This is a genomic window from Legionella nautarum, assembly GCF_001467895.1.
Classification (GTDB): Bacteria; Pseudomonadota; Gammaproteobacteria; order Legionellales; family Legionellaceae; genus Tatlockia; species Tatlockia nautarum.
Genome location: NZ_LNYO01000013.1, coordinates 769,397 through 777,123, shown reverse-complemented (window position 1 = coordinate 777,123; position 7,727 = coordinate 769,397). Strand labels below are relative to the sequence as shown.

Genomic DNA, 7,727 nt, shown 5'->3' with positions numbered 1-7,727 from the left:
TATAACAATCTAAATGATGGCAATTTGAACATATAATGGATCGCATTACAACTAATTATGTTCAGGCGCTATTCCTGTTTAGAATGATTGACAAATTCAGTCTGAGGATCTTGCTTCTAGCATAGAAATGAGTTTATCGGGCCAAGGAGGCCCGACCTACGATCTGCAAACTACGCATTTTCTAACTTAATTCCCTGCCAAGCTTGATGGATATCGGCAAGTAACAAATTCGCTTGAATTAACAATTCGAGGTCATTATGCAGATTTGCTTTCAAGAGGATTTGTTGGATATAGTCGTACAATTTTTCTAAATTGCTGGCAATTTCGCCACCTTTTTCATGATCTAGACTGACTTTTAAGCCTTCTATAATACTAATGGCTTTGCTGATATGTGCCCCTTTTTCGCTAATTTCGTTTCTCTGAATATTGCCTTGAGCCGTTGCAATATGAGAGCGGGCACCTTGAAGTAGTAAATGAATTAGCTCATGGGGAGTAGCAGACTCAATTCGTGTTTGTAATTCAATGGATTTGTAATGCTCATGGGCTTGAGTATAAGGATTTTTCATGATCTAATTCCTTTTTTGATTGATTTGGGGCAGATTGGCTAATTGCTGTGTTAAAAATTGACTGGTACTTTGCATTTGCATCAACAAAGTATCTAAGGCGGTGAATTGCTTGGTGTATCGATTGGCTAGAGTTATTGCTCTAAATCCTAGTTGTTCACGTTGGTCGTCAATCTCTTTTAAGTTTTCATTGATCTGATCAGTCCTTGATGCTAGATCGCCGAAGTCATCGAGATAAGTCGATAGGAGATTATTAAATTGCACCGCTAAGCCGTCAGTAATATTAATGTACCCTCGATTACCCACTCCTCCAGCTAAAACTTCAAGGCTAAGTTCGCCAAAAGGCCCAGTTCCTTCTAAAGTAAACCCATCATTGGAGACGGCATTGACTCCGCCTATAGTACCTGACAAAGTCGTTCCTGGAACAAAATTATCAATTACTAAACTGTAATGTCCAGCTTGTACGTCGAGTCCTACGGAGCTAACACGGATATTAGGATCGGTTGCAGTAGCGGATTTGGCAAAAAGAGTTGCTATGGCGTTTGGATAGTTAGTCAGAGCCGTATTATAGGTATCAGTATCCAGAGTGAGTACACCATTAATATCGGTTGTTATGCCTAGATCAGCAAGACTGTGTAGCGGGCCTTCTAAGTCATTGATTGGCTGACCAATTAGAGTCGACAAATTGTATTTTAACATGCGGATACCTGCATCGCTTTGCAGGGGGCTTCCTTTTTTGGTTTCCGCATTATAACTAGTTAATGAATTAAGTGTTGTCATTGTATCGTTGTATTGTTGAATAAATTGATTAACCAGGGTGGTAGTTTGATTTTGATTGTTGGTAATGGATAGATAAACGGGGATACCTGGTTGAGCTTTTAGAAGATTAACCGATACACCTTCAATGGCATTTTGAAGTTGATTGGAACTTTGTGTGAGTAACAAACCATTAATATAAACCATGCTATCATTTGCTGCGATTGTTTGCGTCAAAGAAGTAATACTTTGGGTTGGATCATAGGCTAGGGCAGAGAGGCCAGAGAGATCGGTATTATTCCCATCATTGTCAACTACCGAAATTTGCATCGCTGAGGCTGAGCCAGTGTTTGTGCTCATCAAAGTCAATCTAGCCCCTGAATTATCTTGAACTATACTCGCTTGTACCCCAGCGCCACTGCTGTTAATCGCATCTTTTATAGCAAGTAAATTATCTTGCCCAGGAATGATATTAATCGTTAACGGCGGTTGAAGAGGATTCGGCGTAAAGGTTGTGTTGCCGGCGCTATAGGTTCCGAAATTAATAGTCAGCGATCCGTCTCCTATGGTTGAAGTAGAGCTAGGATAGGGAATAGTCGCTAAACTTTGCTGCGTGGCAAGTTGTTGAATTTGTATTTGGTAGTTACCCGCTGTCGCGTCACTTCCTACCACAGTGGCATACAAGGCTGTCGTATCACTGACAGAGGTGGTCAATGCTTGAAATTGGCTAAGATCAGTAAGGTTCTGCATAGCCGTTTGCAATTTTGCTAAAGTACTTTTTATTTGACCCAAAGCTGATAGCTGGGTAGTCAAACGGGCCTCTTGCCGATCAAGTCTATTTTTAGTAGGGGCAATTTCTGATTTAACTAAAGCCTCAACAATCGCTTTAACGTCAAGTCCTGAGCCAATTCCGGGCGATGATATACTAGGCACGCTTGATATCCTTATCTTTTACCCAATAACAAAAAAATAACTAACAGCAAAAATCGTGCCAATCAAACTTGCTCATCGATTGAGTCACGAATTATCTGATCCAAGACCGCGATAAGTTGTGCGTATTCGCTAGGAGATACCTTACGAATAACAGCTCCAGATAATTTTGAAGTGACTATTTGTAATAATCGACTTGCTTCATTAACCGTTTGTAGGGCTTCTCTTGAATCAGCTGTAGTTGTTGGAGGGGTTGTTTTATTAAAAGTTGTATTATTACCTTCCATGGTTTTTGTTGAGCCTAAAAGAGAAGAGTTAAGTATCGTTGGTAAGTCAACATTCATCATAACATCTCCTTATACCCTAAGAATTTCTGGGCATAAAACCATCATACAGGATGACCTGCATGATGGTTAGATTATACATTATCCAAGTAACTTCAGCACAGATTGAGGCAAGCTATTTGCTTGGGCAAGCATTGCTGTACCTGCTTGTTGTAAAATTTGACCTTTCGTTAAGTTTGAAGTCTCTGCAGCGAAGTCTGCATCCTGAATACGGCTGCGTGCTGCTGAAAGGTTTTCTTCTACGTTTTGCAAGTTAGCAATGGTTAAGTCGAAGCGATTTTGCAACGCACCCATTGCCGCTCGGTTCGAGTTCACCGAAGTTAAAGCAGAATCAATACGTAAAAGAGCTGCCTGTGCTCCGGCTTCTGTAGTTACATCAATCGTATTAACACCTAAGGTATCTTTCGCAATTGCCGCAGATAGACCTAAAGTAGCTACAGTTCCGCCAATGGCGATTGAACTTACTGCGCTAATGGATAAATCACCACGTAATACTGTTGCGAATGGGCCGCCAGTAACGGTTAGTCCATCAGTACCAGCTGTAAAGCCAGTACCACTTTCAGTTACTGTGATATTGCGTCCATCACTAGCTGTAAGGGTAATATCACCACCGTTCAAACTAGCAACAATACCAGTTTGACTACTTACGCTATTGATACCATCACGCAATTGAGTGTTACTCAATGCAGTAGAAACGTCAGTGTTAGTAAATATAGCCACACCGTTAATAGTTAAATTATAAGTGTCAGCAGCAGTACCACCGATAGCACCTACTGTTTGAGTACCAGAGGTTGAAGCTGTCACTTGAAGTCCAGCAATACCGGCACCATTGATTGCAGCTGCTTTAGCATAAGCTGAAGTTGCATCTTGGCTAGCATTGGGACCTACAAATCCAGCACTTGAGTTAATTGATACCGGAGCACCACCACCAAGGCTGATTGTTATGTCTGTCGCAGCCGCAGCAGATACAGCAGTACCTGTTTGACTAGCTATTCCTCCAATTGCTGAAGACATAATGCTGCCAATCGAAAAAGTAATCGTTTGGTTAGCATTTGCTCCAACTTGGAAACTAGCATTTTGGAATGAACCATCCAGAATACGCTGACCATTAAACTGAGTATTTTGGGCGTTTCTATCCAATTCAGCTTGTAACTGAGTAATTTCCTGTTGAATTGCTTGACGGTCGTCTGTGTTATTTGTTGAGTTGGCTGATTGTAATGCAAGTTCGCGCATACGTTGTAAAATGCTAGTGGTTTCTTGCATCGCACCTTCAGCAGTTTGCGATAAGGATATACCATCATTGGCATTTCTAATCGCTTGGTCCATACCTCTTATTTGCGCAGTCATCCCTTCGGAAATAGCCATACCTGCCGCATCATCCTTAGCGCTATTAATTCTTAAACCCGAAGAAAGCCGCTGGATCGCTGTTTGCATCGTTTTTTGTGAAGCGTTCAAATTGCGTTGAGCATTGAGCGACATCACGTTGGTGTTAATCACTTCAGTCATGACTGAATTCTCCTCGACCTGAATCCCTAGGATTTGGGATTTCCCTTGTTATCGATAAATTTGTTCACCAATTTATCGCACCCAAAAAGGTTATCGGTAGAAGAGAAAAAAACTTTAGGGCTTATTACTGTTTTTAGTAAAAAAAGTGAATAAAATCTGAGGCATATATAGGTCGTGTTGTGCAAAAAAATGTCATTTGCAGCTTTTGTTTATTGGCAATATTAACAATCTGGCCAAAGTTGGCATCATTTATGATCCAAAATATTAGGGTAGATTTCACTTGTTTTTATAAATTTCTGAGAAATTCGGCTTATTCATTCTAATAAAAACAAGCTCTAAAAAGAATTTCAGGTTATACTAGCTGCCATTAAGCTTAACGGATCTTTGTATATGAGTTGGTTAAAAAAATTACTACCTTCACGAATTAGAACAGCAACTTCACAGAAAAAAGGAGTTCCTGAAGGGCTTTGGATCAAATGCGTAGGATGTAGCTCTGTGCTATATCGTAGCGAACTAGTAAAAAATCTATCAGTATGCCCTAACTGCAACCACCATCACCGCTTATCTGCCCGAGAACGGATTGAACAGTTTTTGGATGAGACAGGCCAGGAGGAAATTGCCGGCAATTTAGAGCCTATTGATCGATTAAAATTTAAAGATTCTAAGAAATATAAAGATCGCATTAGTCAAGCGCAAAAAGCAACTGGAGAAAAGGAAGCTTTAATCGTGGTAAAAGGCAATTTAAAGCGCCAACCTGTTGTCGTTTCCGCTTTTGAATTTAATTTTATGGGCGGTTCCATGGGAGCCACCGTGGGTGAAAAATTTGTTAGGGCAGTCAATGTTGCGGCGGCCGAAAAACGGGCTTATATCTGTTTTACAGCCAGCGGTGGTGCAAGAATGCAAGAGGGCTTATTCTCCCTAATGCAAATGGCTAAGACTGCAGCAGCGCTTTCCAAGTTCGGAGAGACGGGACTACCTTTTATCGTTGTATTAACCGATCCTACCATGGGCGGTGTTTCAGCGAGTTTTGCAAGTCTCGGAGATATTATTATTGCTGAACCGAATGCTTTAATTGGTTTCGCAGGGCCACGAGTAATTGAGCAAACAGTGAGACAGACCTTGCCTGAGGGTTTTCAACGAAGTGAATTTTTACTGGAACACGGCCATATTGATATGGTGGTTGAACGAAAAGCACTGCAGACAACAGTCGCAGAGATAATTGCAAAATTATCTCATCGTGATTTGAGCAATGAAGCCCTATAAAGATTTTACTCTTAGGGAATGGTTAGATTATTTAGAAAATCGCCATCAGCAAGAGATTCAACTTGGTTTATCACGGATTCAGCAGGTCGCTGAATCGCTTTCATTGACTAATCCTCATGCAAAAATCATTACCGTAGCTGGAACTAATGGGAAGGGTTCTACTGTGGCCATGCTTGAGGCGATCTATTTAGCAGCGGGCTATCAGGTTGCTAGTTATACCTCGCCGCATTTACTCGTTTTTAATGAGCGTATTCGCATCAATCAACAGCCGATTAGTGATGAACATTTAAGTCTAGCCTTTTTGGCGATAGAGCTTGGACGGGAGGCTATTCCCCTTACTTATTTTGAAATGGCGACTTTGGCAGCTTTGTGGCATTTTAAGCAGCAGCAATTAGATCTTATCATTCTTGAGGTAGGTCTTGGTGGACGATTGGATGCGACAAACATTATTGCTTCTGACTTAGCCATTATTACAAGCATTGATTTTGATCATCAAGAATTTTTAGGCGAGACAAGAGAAGAAATTGGATTCGAAAAAGCAGGTATTCTGAGAGAGAATAAACCGTTTATCTTTGCAGATAAAAATCCGCCAGCCAGTATAGTTAACCGTGGATTAGCGTTGAATGCTTCGATGTATTTAGTTGAGCGTGAGTACAAGTATCGACTTATTAACGGTATGTTTGAACTTAAATTTCAAGGGGAATCTTTTGTCTTCCCGCAACCTAAACTTCATTCTAATTCAGCCGCTGCTGCGATGGTTGCTAGCCTGCTGTTAAAAGCAGAGTTACCAGTGGATTATCTTCATTTGAAGGAGGCTGTTGAAAAAGTATTTTTAGCTGGCCGGTTGCAATTAGTGCAAAAAGAGGGCGTTACAACCTTATTTGATGTATCTCATAATCCCCAAGCAGCAGAGTATTTGGCTGAGTTTATCAAAAATTTCCATCCCAAAAAGTCTGTTCATGCTGTCTTTTCTGCGCTTAAGGATAAAAATATTGCTGGGATAGTATCCCCTTTAAATAATGTTGTTCATCATTGGTATCCAGCCTTACTTACGGGTAAACGAGCAGCATCAAGGCAGCAGCTAATGGAAGCCTTGAATTTAGATTCTGAGAAAGTTTTCATCTGCCACGATGATCCGCTTACAGCTTATCAAGCAGCTTGTCGTAGAGCACATGAAGGGGATTTAATTGTAGTTTATGGTTCCTTTATGACAGTAGGTATGGTTATGCAGGGTGTATCATAGGTTGGGACTTGGTTCAACCTATGCTAACGATCGGTGTTGGTTTTTGATCAAATTGAAACAAATTAATCCTTTCGGTGGTCGCAGGGATCTATTAGGTTTATAATGTCGCCGTTGAGTTGACAAGTAGTTAGGTAAAAGCCTAAGCTGCTCTTTTCCGGCTTTTTGCATCTAGCATACAAAAGTAGGAAGAAAGAGACTAGCTGTCAATATAACCCACAAATCCGAGGAGATATGATGAAACTAGTGATTGATGAGCGGGTTAAGCACCGGCTTATAGGTCTTGCTGTTATCTTATCTATAGCGGCTATTTTTGCCCCTGCTATTATGAAGAAGTCCAATCAGCGCATTGATGGAAATATGAGTGTTTCCGTGGAGTTACCCCCTAAGCCGCTGCAACCAGACGTTGCTATGACTGAAAAAAACGCAATGTTTGAAAAGGTGAAAGTTGCTCATGTTGAGCTACCAGAAGTCGCTGAAGAGCAACCTGCTCCAGCTCTGGCGAAAGCTGAGCCTCTTAGTCAAATGAAAGACGTTAATTATCGAACAGTAGAACCTGTAAATCAGAATTTTTCCTTAGATCAAGAATCACTGAATGTTGACTCTGAAAATTTTGCCAGGGAAGACCTGCCCGCTGTGGTAGAAAAAACAGCAGCTACTCCAACAGTCAAAACGACTAATGTAGCCGTAGTCCATAAAATTGCAAAAGCAGAAACTTTCCCACTCAAGATTAAACCGAAAGCGAAAATCGTTGCTAAAAACAGCAATAAGCCTGATAAACCAGTGGTAAAATCGGTTGCAAAACCGAAGATATCAGTGGCGAAGCCAAAGCCTATAACTAAACCCGTCATTAAGAAAACTGCAAAAAATGCAGTTCCAGTGAAAGGGAAATATGCTGTGCAGCTAGCGACTTTTACTCGATTACGTAATGCTGATTCTCTAATCTCAAAGTTGAGAGGCAAAGGATATAAGGCAAGTTATAACAAAGTAAAAACTAGCGAAGGAATTGTCTACAAAGTGGTCGTAGGTCAAGTACAAAAGCGTGAGCAAGCGCAATTGCTACAAAAGAAATTAGCGAGTGCAGTACAAATTAGAGGCTTTATTGTCACTACGGGTCAAGGATAG

Annotated in this window: 7 protein-coding genes; 3 read left to right on the top strand and 4 right to left on the bottom strand. The window is 40.9% G+C overall.

The features are described from left to right. Positions 1-170 precede the first annotated feature (170 nt). The 4 genes from fliS to Lnau_RS06790 form a co-directional block, all read right to left on the bottom strand. Positions 171-566 (bottom strand): flagellar export chaperone FliS, encoded by a 396-nt coding sequence (fliS, locus tag Lnau_RS06805; protein WP_058504381.1) that lies wholly within the window; start codon positions 564-566, stop codon positions 171-173. Between the two features lie 3 nt (positions 567-569). After that, complete coding sequence (gene fliD, locus Lnau_RS06800) at positions 570-2,252, bottom strand: flagellar filament capping protein FliD (protein WP_058504380.1); 1,683 nt, start codon at positions 2,250-2,252, stop codon at positions 570-572. A gap of 62 nt (positions 2,253-2,314) precedes the next feature. Beyond that, entirely contained in the window at positions 2,315-2,596 is a 282-nt protein-coding gene (locus Lnau_RS06795) for a hypothetical protein (RefSeq protein WP_133134805.1), read from the bottom strand. A 78-nt stretch (positions 2,597-2,674) separates the two neighbouring features. After that, complete coding sequence (locus Lnau_RS06790) at positions 2,675-4,099, bottom strand: flagellin N-terminal helical domain-containing protein (RefSeq protein WP_058504378.1); 1,425 nt, start codon at positions 4,097-4,099, stop codon at positions 2,675-2,677. A gap of 390 nt (positions 4,100-4,489) precedes the next feature. Between Lnau_RS06790 and accD the strand changes: the two genes are divergently transcribed. The 3 genes from accD (at position 4,490) to Lnau_RS06775 (ending at position 7,727) form a co-directional block, all read left to right on the top strand. Continuing rightward, positions 4,490-5,362 carry an acetyl-CoA carboxylase, carboxyltransferase subunit beta gene (accD, locus tag Lnau_RS06785; RefSeq protein ID WP_058504377.1) on the top strand — a complete coding sequence of 291 codons (873 nt, stop codon included), beginning with the start codon at positions 4,490-4,492 and terminating at the stop codon, positions 5,360-5,362. Further along, a complete protein-coding gene (gene folC, locus Lnau_RS06780; protein ID WP_058504376.1) occupies positions 5,349-6,605 on the top strand; it encodes a bifunctional tetrahydrofolate synthase/dihydrofolate synthase in 1,257 nt (418 codons plus the stop codon). The genes accD and folC overlap by 14 nt, the downstream gene beginning before the upstream one ends. A gap of 231 nt (positions 6,606-6,836) precedes the next feature. Beyond that, positions 6,837-7,727: an SPOR domain-containing protein gene (locus tag Lnau_RS06775; protein ID WP_083503782.1), complete on the top strand. Its 891-nt coding sequence runs from the start codon at positions 6,837-6,839 to the stop codon at positions 7,725-7,727.

What these genes read in the sequence shown, in the direction of transcription:
- folC (WP_058504376.1), top strand. Translation starts at nt 5,349, where the DNA reads ATGAAGCCCTATAAAGATTTTACTCTTAGGGAATGGTTAGATTATTTA.
- accD (WP_058504377.1), top strand. Translation starts at nt 4,490, where the DNA reads ATGAGTTGGTTAAAAAAATTACTACCTTCACGAATTAGAACAGCAACT.
- Lnau_RS06790 (WP_058504378.1), bottom strand. Translation starts at nt 4,099, where the DNA reads ATGACTGAAGTGATTAACACCAACGTGATGTCGCTCAATGCTCAACGC.
- fliS (WP_058504381.1), bottom strand. Translation starts at nt 566, where the DNA reads ATGAAAAATCCTTATACTCAAGCCCATGAGCATTACAAATCCATTGAA.
- Lnau_RS06775 (WP_083503782.1), top strand. Translation starts at nt 6,837, where the DNA reads ATGATGAAACTAGTGATTGATGAGCGGGTTAAGCACCGGCTTATAGGT.
- Lnau_RS06795 (WP_133134805.1), bottom strand. Translation starts at nt 2,596, where the DNA reads ATGATGAATGTTGACTTACCAACGATACTTAACTCTTCTCTTTTAGGC.